The sequence below is a fragment of the Hansschlegelia beijingensis genome, assembly GCF_045505405.1.
In the GTDB taxonomy this organism is placed as follows: Bacteria; Pseudomonadota; Alphaproteobacteria; order Rhizobiales; family Methylopilaceae; genus Methylopila; species Methylopila beijingensis_A.
In genome coordinates, this window is the sequence record NZ_JBJKEX010000072.1 from 1 (window position 1) to 12183 (window position 12183).

A 12183-nucleotide genomic window follows, 5' to 3' on the forward strand; every position below is an offset into this window, starting at 1 on the left:
AGCCGCACCAGGATGCCGGCGGCGCAGACGCCCACGATGGGCCGGCCCGCCCGGAAGAGCTCCGCGACGAGCGCGCCGGAGTCCTCGAATGTGCGGTCAAGCTCGCCGACGCGGCCGGCGAGGCCGAAGGTTTCGCCGGAAACAGCGCCGGCCACGCGCCGCGCCGTCGCGACCCCGGACACATTGAACACGATGATCGCGGGACGGCTCACGGCGTTTCGCGGCTCGGCACGACGACGATGGAGAAGTATGGCACGGAGGCCGGATCGACTTCCGCCGCGCGCATCGTGCGCTCCCCTGCCTGGCTGGCGCGCTCGACATAGAAGGCGCGATCGAGGGCCCCGGCCGCCTCGAGGGCCGCGCGAACCTTCCCGAAGGTGCGTCCGAGCTTCATCACGACGGCGGCGTCGGCCGCCGCGAGCCGCCGGGTGAGCTCTTCGGGAGGCAGCGTGCCCGGAATGACCGTGACGGTGTCCTTTCGCAGGCAAAGAGGCCGACCGAGCGCGACCGGGCCGGCCATGACGGAGGACACGCCGGGCGTGACGGTGGTCTCATAACGCTCGTTCAGCCGCGCGTGCCAGTAGATGAAGGAGCCATAGAAGAACGGGTCGCCTTCACAGAGCACGCAGACGTTGCGGCCGGCGTCCAGCAGCGAGGCGATCTCTTCCGCGCTGCGGTCATAGAACGCACGCATGACCTCCGGGTAGGAGGGCAGGTCCGCCTCGGGGCTCGCCGTTATCGGGTAGACGAGAGGCAGGAGCTGCTGATCCGGCCGCAGATGCGGACGCGCCGCAGACAGAGCGACGCCGTCGCCGCGCTTCGCCACGGGGTACGCGACGACGTCCGCTTCCTGGATCAGGCGAAGCGCCTTGAGAGTCAGCAGCTCGGGATCGCCGGGGCCGACGCCGACGCCGGAAAGCCTGCCGGGCGTCATTCGCGGGGATCCGCCAGCGCGTTGAGGGCGGCGACGGTCATCGCGCTGCCGCCGCGCCGGCCGAGCAGCGTGATGAACGGCGCGCCGCGCGGGTTCCGCGCCAGCTCGTCCTTCGACTCCGCCGCCCCGATGAAGCCGACCGGCAACCCGACGATCGCCGCGGGCCTTGGCCAGCCGTCGTCGAGCCGGCCAAGCAGGTGGAACAGCGTCGTGGGCGCGTTGCCGATGGCGACGACTGCGCCCTCGATCCGGTCGCGCCAGAGCTCGACGGCCGCGGCGGACCGTGTCGTGCCCAGCTCCGCGGCAATGCGCGGAGTCGCAGGATCGTCGAGGAGACAGATGACCTTATTGTCCGCCGGCAGCCGCGCACGGGTGACGCCGGATGCCACCATCTTGGCGTCGCAGAGGATCGGCGCGCCGCGTCGAAGAGCCCCGCGCGCGGCGTCGACGACGGTCGGGTCGAAGCGAATGTCGGCCGGCAGGTCCGTCATGCCGCAGGCATGGATCATGCGGGCCACGACGCCTGCGACGTCCTCCGGGAGGCCGGAGAGGTCGCTCTCCGCCCGGATCGTCGCGAACGAGCGGCGATAGATCTCGGCCCCGTCTCTGATGTAGTCCATCGCGCCCGCTTCAATTTCGCGACAGCCTTGTGACGGGGCGCCCGCCGCATGGCAAGGCATTCCTTGGCGAACGGCCTAGCGCACTCTGTGCGCGAGGAGGTCGATGAGCTCCGGCGCGGTCATTGCGCCGCGGCGGCCGATGGAGTCTCCCGGCGCGCGGGGAGATCCGGCGCGATGCGCGCTCCAGCCCGGCGCGTCGTCAGCCCCCAGCAGGAGCAGATCGGCCGTCGCTGCGCCTGCGCAGCCTCTTCGGCAGCCGGAAAGATGCACCCGGACGGGAGCCGGCGGCAGCCGCCACGGTTCCGCCGCCGCCAGTTCCAGGACCTCGCGGCCGAGCTCCTTGGCCGGCTCTTGCGCCCGGACGCAACCGCTCGAGCCGGCGCAGGCGACGACCGTCAAACGCTCTGCGACGCCGAGCGGCGTGAAGCCGTGGCCGACGGATTGAGCGAGCGTCGCGTCGGCCTCGGCAGTGGACATGCCCCACACGACGACCGCGGACCATGGCGCGAGCGCCATCCAGCCCTCCCCGTCCCTCTCCGCCACGTCGGCGAGCCACTCGAGCATGGTCGCGTCCAGTCTGCCGACCGGGACCGGGAGGCTGAGCGCGACGCGGGCCGAGCCGCGCTGAGAGACCAGACCGAACCGGGGCGTGAGCTCCCGCGCGATCCCGGCTTCCGTCGCCTGCCGAAGGCCGGAGACGGCCTGCAACGCGGACGTCAAATCCGCCGGATCAAGGTCGCGCGCCCGCGTTTGCGGCCCGGCTGCGGCGGCGGCCTGCGCGATCGCCAGCAGGGCGGCGACGCAAGACCGATCGTCCGCCGCCTCGACGAGGACGTGCCCTGAGCCGATGATCATCGTGCCCTGTGCCGTCGTGCGGCAGGATACATCCGAACGGATCGCTGCGACTGCTGACCGGCCGCCGCCATCCAGAACGAACGAAAACTTGGGCGAGAGCGCGCCGACCCAGGGCGCGGCCCTGAGCCCTTCGTCGAGCGCCGCCGCGAGCGGCCTCAGATCGCGAATCTCCTCGGGATCAAGACCCGAGAAGGGATCGAGGAGGATGTTGCGCCGCCGATCGGCAGGACCCTCCACGAACAGACCTGCGGCGGAGAGCCTTGCCGCGAGAGCCGAGCCGGCTCCTTCGGACATCCCGCGGATCTGGAGATTGGCGCGGCTTGTGAGATCGATGACCCCGGATCCGAGCGTCGCGGCGGCTCGCGCCGTCGCCCGGGCCTGGGCCGCGCTGAGCCGCCCGCCGGGCGCCCGGATCCGCGCGAGCGCGCCGTCAGCCATCGCTGCGAGGTGAAGCACGCCCGGACAATCGGCCATCGTTCTTCCTCGCGGCTTCCACGCGCCGAAGCAAGCGCCGGCTTGATCCTTCGTGAGCAGCGAATGTGCGGCGCCGCGGAACCCCCTCTTCACGGGCACGTTGTACAGCCAATCGGCGGGTTTTCCGCCACGAACCTTTGCGAGGATCGATCATGGTGGACAGAAAGATGAGCCCGAGCGCGATGAGCCACGACGCCAGCTCTCAGCTGTCCGAGCTGAGGGCGACGGTTTCGGACCTCGCCGAGCGCGTGGGCGAGCTCAGCGCCGAGCGCGCGCGTGCGGCCCGGAACCGGGCTCGTTCGATGGCGCGCTCCGTCAGCGACTCGGCGAGCACCGTCTATGACGAGGGGATGGACGCCCTCCATTCCGCGGGCGACAGCGCTCTTTACTATGGGCGGCGAGCCGGCACCGCGGTCCGCAACAATCCCGGCATGTCCCTGCTTGGCTTGGCGGTTGGCGTCGGCGTGATCGCGGCCATCTGCTACGCGATGCAGGAAGACGACCGGCGCTGGTACGAGCGCCGGCGCGGCGGCTGGTTCTGAACCGCCCGCTTACGCGAGTTCTCGAAGAAGGGCGGCGCCGTCTGGCGCCGCCCTTCTTGCGTCAGTCGATCTGCGCGCCGGACTCCTTGACGATCGGAGCCCATTTCGCGAGTTCCTTCTGGACGTGCTCGCCCAGCGCTTCGGGCGTTGAGCCCACCACTGTCGCGCTGAAGTCGGCGAGCTTCGCCTTCACGGTCGGGTCTGCCACCGCCTGATTGGCGGCCGCGTTGAGGGCGTCGATGACCTCCTTCGGCGTGCCGGCCGGCGCAAACAAAGCATTCCACGTGTAGGTGTCGTAGCCTGTGAGGCCCCCCTCGGCGATCGTGGGCACGTCAGGGAACGACGGCGCACGGGTCGCCGTGGTCACGCCGAGCGCGCGCAGCCGGCCGGACTTGATGTGCTCCGTCGAGGACGGAAGATTGTCGAACATGATCGGCACCTGGCCCGCGATCACGTCGACCAGCGCCGGACCAGCGCCCTTGTAGGGAATGTGGATCATGTCCACGCCGCCGATCTTCTTGAACAGTTCGCCCGAGAGATGCAGCGGAGTACCGTTGCCGGAGGACGCGTAAGCGTATTTGCCCGGCTCCTTCTTGAGCATCTCGACCAACTCGGGGACCGACTTCGCCGCGAAGTTCGGATTGACGACGAGCACGTTCGGCACGATGGCGAGCAGCGAGATCGGCGCGAAATCCTTCACGGCGTCATAGGGCATGCGCTTGTAGAGCGCGGGGTTGAGCGCGTGGGTCGCGACCGTCCCCATCAGGATCGTGTAGCCGTCCGGATCCGCCTTCGCGACGGCGGCCGCACCAAGATTGCCGCCGGCGCCGCCGCGGTTCTCGACCAGGACCTGCTGCTTCAGCGTCTCGCCCATCTTGGCTGCGACGAGGCGCGCCACGAGGTCCGTCGAGCCGCCCGGAGCGAAGGGCACGATCATGGTGACCGGCCGTGTCGGGAAGTCGGCGGCGGAGGCCTGGGACGCGCCGGCAAGCAGCGCGGCGGCCCCAAGCGCGCGCAACGCGCGCGTCATAACTCTCATCATCGGAACATTCCTCCCTCACGCGCCGCCCTTTGCGGGCGATCTCCGGCTTCCGGTGGCGGGCGCCAGCGTAAAATCTGGCATGCCGCGCGCCGCCGGTCGACGGGGCTGCGCGCGAAGAAGAGGCTAACGGCCGATCGTCCTGACGTCGCCAGCGTCGGGGAAGCAGGTCGGCGCCCTGCCCTGGCCCGCCTGCGAGCGGCCGACGGCCACGCGGGTCCTGAAACCGATGAGCCCGTCGGCCGTCCCGACATCATGCCCGCGCGCCTCCAGGCGCCGCTGCATCGCTGCGATTTCTGCGCGTCCCACTCCCTTGGGCGTAGTCCACTTGCCCTGGATCGGACCACCGCCCTTCAGCCGATCCGCCAAGTGGCCGACGAACAGCGCGTAGAGGTCGGATTCGTTGTACTCCTTGAGGACATAGAAGTTCTTGGAGACCAGGAAGGCCGGGCCCGTGCGGCCGGCGGGCATCATCAGGTGCAGCGTTGCGTCCGAGGCTCCCGGAAGCGCGCCGTTCTTCGCGCGCACCCCAAGCTTCGTCCATTCCGCCACCGTCTTTCCCTGGTCGGGTCCCTCGAGGGTGCAGGGCACGGAGTCCGGGAGGTCGACCTCCACTCCCCAGGGCCGGCCCGGCGCCCAGCCGTGGCGGCGGAGGTAGCTCGCGATCGACCCGAGGCTGTCCGGAACCGACTTCCAGATGTCCCTTGCTCCGTCGCCATCCATGTCGACGGCGTTGTCGAGGTATTTCGACGGCAGAAACTGAGGCTGCCCCATCGCGCCGGCCCAGGAGCTTTTCATCTCCTCGAGCGGGATGTGATCCCCCTCGACGATCTTCAGTGCGGCGATCAGTTCGGGAAAGAACTGCTCCTTCCGGACGCCCATGAAGGCCTCGGTCGCGAGCGCGCGGATGGCGACGTTCGGGATCTTGGCGCGTCCGAACCGCGATTCCCGCGCCCAGATGGCCACGACGATCTCGCGGGGCACGCCAAATCGGCGCTCGACGGCGTCGAGCGTCTTGCTCCATCGCTTGAGCTCGGCGCGGCCTTCGGCCGAAAGCGCCGCGAAGTTCGGCTCGGCCACGTACCGACCAGGATCGGCGAATTCAGGCTGCCGCTGAGGAGCGCTGTGCGGCGGCGTTCCGGGAGGCGCCAGGTCGGGCAGACTCCAATCCAGCGTGAGGCCTCTGACCGCCCGATCGAACGTGCTTGCCGATACGCCGACCTTCAGCGCAGCCGGTTTCACCGTCGCGCTGAGCCATGACTGAAACTGCGCTTCGACCTGGGCGCGATCCGGGGGCGCCGCGTGGGCTTGTGCGGACGCGAGGCCCGCACAGGCGAGCGCGAGCCAAAACCACCTCCACAGCATCGTCAAAGCGAGCTGCCAATTTCAGCGGCGCCGAGAGCTCGAGTTTGCATGATCATTCCTCGGTGGCGGGAGGAACAGTTCCGATGACGGCTGCGTTCTGACAGCGCGTCTTCGGTGTGTCCGGAGAAGCGCCGGCTTTCGTCACCCACTCATCTGAGCAGCTGCCGAATCGCCGATCTGGCCTTAATCTCTCATTAACCACGACAGCCTAGCGTCTTCTTCACGCAAAGCTGCAAGGACCCTGCCGATGCCGTCCGCTGCCGCCGCGTTCCGTGAGCCTTCGACCAAGCTGCCCCAGGGCTTGCCGGAGCCGGACAATTCCGTCGCCGACATGCGCGCCTTTCTCGCCCGCACCCGCCCGCAATCGCCGTCCGAGGCGTTGCGGCTCCTGCGCAGCGCCTATCCCGATGCGCCGCTCGGCGCGCGGGTCGCAGCGTGCGGGCTCGCCGGCGGCTGACCGCCGCTCAGCGCGCCGCCTCGGCGGCGGCGGCCTTGTCCTGCGCGACAAGCCGGCGGTGATGCATGAAGGCGAACGGCAGCGTGGCCAGGTAACCCAGCGTCAGAGCGGACAGCACCAGCCACGGATATCCGATCAGCAGGGTGACGAACAACGCGCCGGCGATCAGCGCCGGGGCGACGTACGCCCTGTTGATCCGCGAACCAAGCTGTTTGCCTGACCAGGTGGGGAACGGGCTCACCATCAGCAGGGCGATGCCGATGACGTAAGCGAGCACCACCGGCTCGCCGAGCGGCGTCCTCGGAAAGCCGAGGAACCCAAGATAGATCGGCAGCAGAGCCGAGATCGCGCCGGCCGGCGCCGGAACGCCTGTGAAGAAGGCCCCTGCCCATGCCGGCTTCATGGGATCGTCGAGCGCGACGTTGAAACGCGCCAGCCGCAGCGCGCCGGCGATCGCGAACACGAGCGAGCCGATCCATCCGATGTTTCCGAGGCCGTTCAGGCCCCAGAAATAGAGGATCAGCGCGGGCGCCACGCCGAAATTCACGAAGTCGGTGAGGCTGTCGAGTTCGGCGCCGAAGCGCGAGGTGCCCTTCAGAAGACGGGCCAAACGCCCGTCCACCCCGTCGAGAGCGGCCGCGAGCACCACGAGGTAGACCGCGAGCTCAAGCCGCCCCTCGAGCGCCATGCGGATGCCGGTGAGCCCGGCGCATAGCGCAAGCAGGGTCACGAAGTTGGGGATCAGCAGCCTCAGTGGGACGCTGCGCAGGCCGCGCCGCTTCTGGATCGGAGCGGCGGGAGCTTGAGCGTCCTGGCCGGGTGCGGGGTCCATTCTCAGCCCTTCGCGAAGGTCCGGATCTCGGGCGCAGCGGCGAGATCAGCGATGATCGTCTCGCCGGCGATCGTCTTCTGGCCGACCCCGACCAGCGGCGTCGCGCCGGCCGGCAGGTAGTGGTCGACCCGGCTGCCGAAGCGGATCAGGCCGAAGCGTTCGCCGGCCGCAAGCGCGTCCTCCTCTCGGACGAAGCAGACGATGCGGCGGGCGACCAGCCCGGCGATCTGCACCACGCCGATGCGCCCCCGCAGAGACTCGATCACGAGGCCATTGCGTTCATTGTCCTCGCTCGCCTTGTCGAGGTCGGCGTTGAGGAACTTGCCCGCCGTGTAGGCCACCCGCGTGACGCGCCCGGCGATCGGCGCACGGTTCACGTGCACGTCGAACACGTTCATGAACACCGCCACCCGTGGCAGAGGCTGGGAGCCCAGTCCGAGCTCGGCAGGCGGAACGGCGGGCTTCACGTCGCAGACCGTTCCGTCCGCTCCGCTGACCACCAGGCCGTCGCGGATCGGCGTCACGCGATTCGGATCGCGGAAGAACAGAGCGCACCAGATCGTCGCCCCCACGCCGATCCAGCCGAGCGGCTGCCAGATCAGAAACAGGATGAAAGCGACGACCGCGAAGATCGCGATGAACGGGCGTCCCTCGCGATGGATAGGAACCATCGCGCTGCGGATCGATTTGGTGACATCATCAAGGGCCATGGCGGCAGGTCTTACGCGATCGATGCGCCGGAACCAAGCCAGCCAGCCAGCGCCCTATTCGGCCGCATCGCGCGGCTCGTCCTCCTCGCCGGGCGGCTCGGGATCGTCGTCGAGGCCGTCGCCTTCCGGATGCGCGGAAGCGATCATGGCCGCTTCTCCCATGCGGGCCAGGGTCTCCCGCGCCTGATCCGCCTCGCGCTGGCGGTTCCAGAGGCTCGCATAGAGACCGCCCTGCCCCATCAGGTCCGCATGCGACCCGCGCTCGACGATCTCGCCGGCGTCGAGCACGAGAATTTCATCGGCGGCGACGATCGTCGACAGGCGGTGGGCGATCACAATTGTGGTGCGGCCGCGGGATACCGTCTCGAGCGCGTCCTGGATGTCCTTTTCGGTCGCGCTGTCGAGCGCGGAGGTCGCCTCGTCGAGAATCAGGAGCGGCGGCCCCTTGAGGATGGTGCGCGCGATCGCGACGCGTTGCTTCTCGCCGCCGGAGAGCTTCAGTCCCCGCTCGCCGACTTCCGTTTCGTAGCCTTTCGGCAGCAGGCGGATGAAGCCGTCGATTTGCGCGAGCTCGGCGGCGCGCTCGACCTCCTCGTCCGTCGCGTCCCAGCGGCCGTAGCGGATGTTGTAGCGGACGGTGTCGTTGAACAGCACGGTGTCCTGCGGGACCATGCCGATGGCGTCGCGCAGGGAAGTCTGCGTGACGGCGCGGATGTCCTGGCCGTCGATCGTGATGCGGCCAGACTGGACATCGTAGAACCGGAACAGCAGTCGAGAGATCGTCGACTTGCCGGCCCCTGACGGCCCGACGATGGCGACCGTCTTGCCGGCTGGCGCCTCGAAGCTGACGTCCTTCAGTATCTGGCGTTCGGGATCGTAGGCGAAGCGCACGTTCTCGAAGCGGATCGTGCCGCCCGTCACCACCAGCGCCCGGGCGTCGGGACGATCCTGTATCTCGGGCGACTGCTCCAGCAGCCGGAACATGGCCTCCAGATCCGCGACGGCGAGTTTGATCTCGCGGTAGACGAACCCCATGAAGTTCAGGGGAACGTAGAGCTGGATCATCATAGCGTTGATCAGCACGAAATCGCCGATCGTGTTCCGGCCGGCCCGGATATCGCCGACCGCCATGATCATGCAGACGGTCAACCCGACCGAGAAGATCAGCGCCTGCCCGGCGTTCAGCCAGGCGAGCGAGGTGTAGGTGCGGATCGCCGCCTTCTCGTATCCGGCCATCGAGCGGTCGTAACGATCCGCTTCGCGAGCCTCATTGCCGAAATACTTGACGGTCTCGTAGTTGAGCAGGCTGTCGATGGCTTTCGAGCTGGCGTCCGTGTCGTTCTCGTTGAGGACCCGGCGGAACCCGATGCGCCGCTCCGTCGCGAAGTAGGTGAAGACCAGGTAGAGCGCGACCATCGCCGCCACGACGCCCGAATAGGCGGGGCGGAACTGCCAGGCGAGCACCCCCAGCACCAGCGCGAACTCCAGGATGGTGGGGACCACGGTGAGCAGCGCGGTGCGGGTCAGGGTCTCGATCGCGAGCCGGCCGCGATCGACGACGCGGCTGACCGCGCCGGTGCGACGCGCCAGATGGAAGCGCAAGCTCAGCCGGTGCATGTGGCGGAACACCAGCAGCGACAGCCGGCGAACGGCGTGCATCACGACCGGCGCGGTGATGCCGTCGCGGGCCTGCGCCAGCGCCACCATCAGGATGCGGCCGAGGCCGTAGGCCAGGACCATCGCGATGGGCGCCGCGAGCGCAAAGCTCTCCCAGCCGCCGTCGGCCGGAGGGACTTCGCCTTTCGCGGCCAGCGTGAGCGCGTCGGTCGCGAACTTGAAGCCGTAGGGAACCAGAACGGTGATGAGCTTGGTCAGGACCAGCAGCACGATCGCGATCGCGATGCGCCGCTTCAGGTCCGGCCTGTCGCTCGGCCAGATGAACGCCTGGAGGCGGCGCATCGTCTGGAAGAAAGCGAACCCGCCAGCGGTCATCTCGGACGGGCCGCCGTCGCGCCGGCGCCTCACCATGGCGACGATCCGCGATGGGCGCCGCCACGCCGGAACTGCTTGGAAACTGTTGTCATGAGCGCCCCGCACGTAAGGCGCGCCGGCCGCGGCGGCAAGGTCGCGGCGATCAGCGGGCGGCGGATGGGCTGAACGGCTCCGAGGGAAGGACGAAAACCTGGTCCGGGTAGATCAGGTGAGGATTGCGGATCTGACCGTCGTTCGCTTCGAAGATCAGAGTATAGCGCCGCCCGTGCCCATAGGCGGTGCGCGAGATGCGCCAGAGGCTGTCGCCGCGGCGGACCTTGACGGTCTCCAGCGAGGCTATCACCGGGTTGGCGGCATCCGCCGCGACCGGCTCGCTCCTCGTCGCGGAGCTGGATCCGGCCGCACGCGATGCGGGATTCGGCTCCGAGGGCCCGTCCCCTTCCCCGGAGGTCGACGGCGCAGACACAGCAGGCTGCGGAGCGGCGCTCGCGCTCGTGCGGTCAGGCTGCGGCTTCTCCTCAGCGGCCGCCGACTGAGCCTCGTAGGTGAAGCGCGCCTCCGCGCGCTCCGCGACCTTCCCGGCAGCGTCCTCGACCCGGTCCACCCGGATCGTGTAATCGCCCGGGCTCAGGCCTCGCTCGACCCGAAGCGACCAGCGGCTGTCTTTACCCGAGACGGCCTGCGCCACCAGAGCGTCATTCAGATAGATGCGCAGGTTCGCGCCTTCAGGCGCGGCCCCCTGCACGAAGAACCGCCCGCTTTCCGCATCGACCGCGCCGATCGAAAGTCGCGACGGCGCGGCGGCGGGCGAAGACTGCGGTCCGTGGGTCGCGGGTTCTGCGCTGGCGGCAGCGGCAGGCGCCGGCTTCTGCAGAATCCGGGATGGCGCATTCGGATCGTTGAGCACGACCACCACGTCGCGCGACGGCGGCTGGGGCACGGAGACGGTGACGGTCTGTTCGGAAACCCGCTCGCTTCCGTCCGCCCCTCGGGTGCGCAGCGCCAGTTGATAGTCGCCCGGCGCGAGCGCCGGCGGCGTCATGGCCCATTGCCCCTGGGAGTCCGCCTTTGCGGCGTCGTGAGGCCGTCCGTTGGCCAGAAGCTCGACGTCACACGCCCCCGAGCATCGACCGGCCACCACCAGATCGCCCGAGGGCTCGACCCGCACGACATCGAACGTCCCGGACGTCGCTGGCCCTCGGTCAGCCGCACGCTGCGCCGGGGCCGCAGGCGCTGGCGCGCCTGCCGGGGCGCCGGCGGATGATTGAGCCGGAGCCGGCGCTGACGGCGTTGTCGGAGCGGCGGATCGTTCCGGGGCTGTCGCTTCAGCCGGAGCTTCTTGTCGATCAGCCGGCGGCTCTGACCTGGCCTCAGGCTGCGCCGCGGCTTTGGGGGCCGCATCGCGGGACGCCTGCGGCGCGCTCAGTTCGCCCGGCCCTTCAGGACCGGCGCCCAGGCGGCTCAGTCCGCCTTCCCGCCATGCATAGAGGGCGACGAGCCCGGCCACGACCGCGAAACCGATCGCGAAGCCGTTCCTGACCGCAGGGTCCATCGCCATGGCAGAAGCACACCGTCACAGAGGGTTCAATTCGACTCTCCTACAAGGGAACCGGGTTCGTTGCACACTATCTGTATGGCAAACGCTGAAAGGATCGCGCCTAGGCCGCTAGCGTACCGGCCGGGCCAGCTCGACAAATGAATCAGATCAGGAATGTCTGCGTCTATTGCGGCTCCAGCCCCGGCGGGCGCCGCGACTACATGGCCGCGGCCGAAGACCTTGGCAGGACGCTCGCAGAGGCGGGCGTGGGGCTCGTCTATGGCGGCGGAAACATCGGCCTCATGGGGGCCGTCGCCCGGGCCGCGCTCGACGCCGGCGGGCGGGTCACGGGAATCATCCCGCAGTTCCTCGTCGAGCGTGAAGTCATGCTCGGCGACGTGCAGGAACTGCTCGTCACCGCCGACATGCACGAGCGCAAACGGCTGATGTTCGAACGGTCCGACGCGTTCGTCGCCTTGCCGGGCGGGATCGGAACGCTAGAGGAGCTCGTCGAGCAACTGACCTGGGCGCAGCTCGGCCGACACGACAAGCCGATCCTGATCGCCGACCTGTTCGGCTTCTGGTCGCCCTTGCTCACGCTGCTCGACCACATGACCGAGCACGGCTTCCTGCGGCAGGGGCTCGCCCTGCCCTATCTCGTCGCCAAGCGCGTGGAGGACATCCTTCCGGCGCTCGAAGGCGCCGCGCCGCTGCTCGCCGCGCTGGACGACGAGGCCTCGACGGCCACCCTCGAACAGCTCTGAGCGCGTTCAGAAGGGCGGCGTGCGACGGCTCGCCCCTCTGTCAGGTCGGCGCGCCGGAAGAG

At 69.1% G+C, this 12183-nt stretch carries 12 protein-coding genes and 1 pseudogene; 3 read left to right on the forward strand and 10 right to left on the reverse strand.

The features are described 5' to 3' along the window. The 4 genes and pseudogenes from ACIKT0_RS06895 to cobG form a co-directional block, all read right to left on the reverse strand. Positions 1 to 212 (reverse strand): annotated as a pseudogene (locus tag ACIKT0_RS06895) (precorrin-3B C(17)-methyltransferase); the annotation flags it as partial. Next, complete coding sequence (locus ACIKT0_RS06900) at positions 209 to 934, reverse strand: precorrin-2 C(20)-methyltransferase (RefSeq protein WP_407104624.1); 726 nt, start codon at positions 932 to 934, stop codon at positions 209 to 211. The pseudogene ACIKT0_RS06895 and the gene ACIKT0_RS06900, both read right to left, overlap by 4 nt. Next, positions 931 to 1554: a precorrin-8X methylmutase gene (locus ACIKT0_RS06905; protein WP_407104625.1), complete on the reverse strand. Its 624-nt coding sequence runs from the start codon at positions 1552 to 1554 to the stop codon at positions 931 to 933. The genes ACIKT0_RS06900 and ACIKT0_RS06905 overlap by 4 nt, the downstream gene beginning before the upstream one ends. Before the next feature lie 75 nt (positions 1555 to 1629). Next, the gene (gene cobG / locus ACIKT0_RS06910) at positions 1630 to 2883 is read right to left on the reverse strand and encodes a precorrin-3B synthase (RefSeq protein WP_407104626.1); all 1254 of its coding nucleotides are present in this window, start codon (positions 2881 to 2883) and stop codon (positions 1630 to 1632) included. 152 nt (positions 2884 to 3035) lie between these two features. On the opposite strand from cobG, the gene ACIKT0_RS06915 reads away from it, so the two are divergent. Then, positions 3036 to 3425 carry a hypothetical protein gene (locus ACIKT0_RS06915; RefSeq protein WP_407104627.1) on the forward strand — a complete coding sequence of 130 codons (390 nt, stop codon included), beginning with the start codon at positions 3036 to 3038 and terminating at the stop codon, positions 3423 to 3425. A gap of 61 nt (positions 3426 to 3486) precedes the next feature. On the opposite strand, the gene ACIKT0_RS06920 is transcribed toward ACIKT0_RS06915, so the two are convergent. Both ACIKT0_RS06920 and ACIKT0_RS06925 read right to left on the reverse strand, forming a co-directional pair. Continuing rightward, entirely contained in the window at positions 3487 to 4467 is a 981-nt protein-coding gene (locus tag ACIKT0_RS06920) for a Bug family tripartite tricarboxylate transporter substrate binding protein (RefSeq protein WP_407104628.1), read from the reverse strand. 123 nt (positions 4468 to 4590) lie between these two features. Then, a complete protein-coding gene (locus tag ACIKT0_RS06925; RefSeq protein ID WP_407104629.1) occupies positions 4591 to 5829 on the reverse strand; it encodes a lytic murein transglycosylase in 1239 nt (412 codons plus the stop codon). 247 nt (positions 5830 to 6076) lie between these two features. Here ACIKT0_RS06925 and ACIKT0_RS06930 point away from each other — a divergent pair, with 247 nt between their 5' ends. Then, entirely contained in the window at positions 6077 to 6286 is a 210-nt protein-coding gene (locus tag ACIKT0_RS06930) for a hypothetical protein (RefSeq protein WP_407104630.1), read from the forward strand. Positions 6287 to 6293: 7 nt separating this feature from the next. On the opposite strand, the gene ACIKT0_RS06935 is transcribed toward ACIKT0_RS06930, so the two are convergent. The 4 genes from ACIKT0_RS06935 to ACIKT0_RS06950 form a co-directional block, all read right to left on the reverse strand. Beyond that, a complete protein-coding gene (locus tag ACIKT0_RS06935) occupies positions 6294 to 7118 on the reverse strand; it encodes a CDP-alcohol phosphatidyltransferase family protein (protein ID WP_407104631.1) in 825 nt (274 codons plus the stop codon). 2 nt (positions 7119 to 7120) lie between these two features. After that, positions 7121 to 7828, reverse strand: a complete 708-nt coding sequence (locus tag ACIKT0_RS06940; RefSeq protein ID WP_407104633.1) for a phosphatidylserine decarboxylase — start codon at positions 7826 to 7828, stop codon at positions 7121 to 7123. Positions 7829 to 7882: 54 nt separating this feature from the next. Continuing rightward, complete coding sequence (locus ACIKT0_RS06945; RefSeq protein WP_407104634.1) at positions 7883 to 9856, reverse strand: ABCB family ABC transporter ATP-binding protein/permease; 1974 nt, start codon at positions 9854 to 9856, stop codon at positions 7883 to 7885. 106 nt (positions 9857 to 9962) lie between these two features. After that, on the reverse strand, positions 9963 to 10862 hold the full coding sequence (locus ACIKT0_RS06950; RefSeq protein WP_407104635.1) for a LysM peptidoglycan-binding domain-containing protein: 900 nt from the start codon (positions 10860 to 10862) through the stop codon (positions 9963 to 9965). Between the two features lie 653 nt (positions 10863 to 11515). On the opposite strand from ACIKT0_RS06950, the gene ACIKT0_RS06955 reads away from it, so the two are divergent. Further along, positions 11516 to 12121: an LOG family protein gene (locus ACIKT0_RS06955; protein ID WP_407104636.1), complete on the forward strand. Its 606-nt coding sequence runs from the start codon at positions 11516 to 11518 to the stop codon at positions 12119 to 12121. The last annotated feature ends 62 nt before the right edge of the window (positions 12122 to 12183 follow it).

What these genes read in the sequence shown, in the direction of transcription:
- ACIKT0_RS06900 (WP_407104624.1), bottom strand. Translation starts at nt 934, where the DNA reads ATGACGCCCGGCAGGCTTTCCGGCGTCGGCGTCGGCCCCGGCGATCCC.
- ACIKT0_RS06905 (WP_407104625.1), bottom strand. Translation starts at nt 1,554, where the DNA reads ATGGACTACATCAGAGACGGGGCCGAGATCTATCGCCGCTCGTTCGCG.
- cobG (WP_407104626.1), bottom strand. Translation starts at nt 2,883, where the DNA reads ATGGCCGATTGTCCGGGCGTGCTTCACCTCGCAGCGATGGCTGACGGC.
- ACIKT0_RS06915 (WP_407104627.1), top strand. Translation starts at nt 3,036, where the DNA reads ATGGTGGACAGAAAGATGAGCCCGAGCGCGATGAGCCACGACGCCAGC.
- ACIKT0_RS06920 (WP_407104628.1), bottom strand. Translation starts at nt 4,467, where the DNA reads ATGATGAGAGTTATGACGCGCGCGTTGCGCGCGCTTGGGGCCGCCGCG.
- ACIKT0_RS06925 (WP_407104629.1), bottom strand. Translation starts at nt 5,829, where the DNA reads ATGCTGTGGAGGTGGTTTTGGCTCGCGCTCGCCTGTGCGGGCCTCGCG.
- ACIKT0_RS06930 (WP_407104630.1), top strand. Translation starts at nt 6,077, where the DNA reads ATGCCGTCCGCTGCCGCCGCGTTCCGTGAGCCTTCGACCAAGCTGCCC.
- ACIKT0_RS06935 (WP_407104631.1), bottom strand. Translation starts at nt 7,118, where the DNA reads ATGGACCCCGCACCCGGCCAGGACGCTCAAGCTCCCGCCGCTCCGATC.
- ACIKT0_RS06940 (WP_407104633.1), bottom strand. Translation starts at nt 7,828, where the DNA reads ATGGCCCTTGATGATGTCACCAAATCGATCCGCAGCGCGATGGTTCCT.
- ACIKT0_RS06945 (WP_407104634.1), bottom strand. Translation starts at nt 9,856, where the DNA reads ATGGTGAGGCGCCGGCGCGACGGCGGCCCGTCCGAGATGACCGCTGGC.
- ACIKT0_RS06950 (WP_407104635.1), bottom strand. Translation starts at nt 10,862, where the DNA reads ATGACGCCGCCGGCGCTCGCGCCGGGCGACTATCAACTGGCGCTGCGC.
- ACIKT0_RS06955 (WP_407104636.1), top strand. Translation starts at nt 11,516, where the DNA reads ATGAATCAGATCAGGAATGTCTGCGTCTATTGCGGCTCCAGCCCCGGC.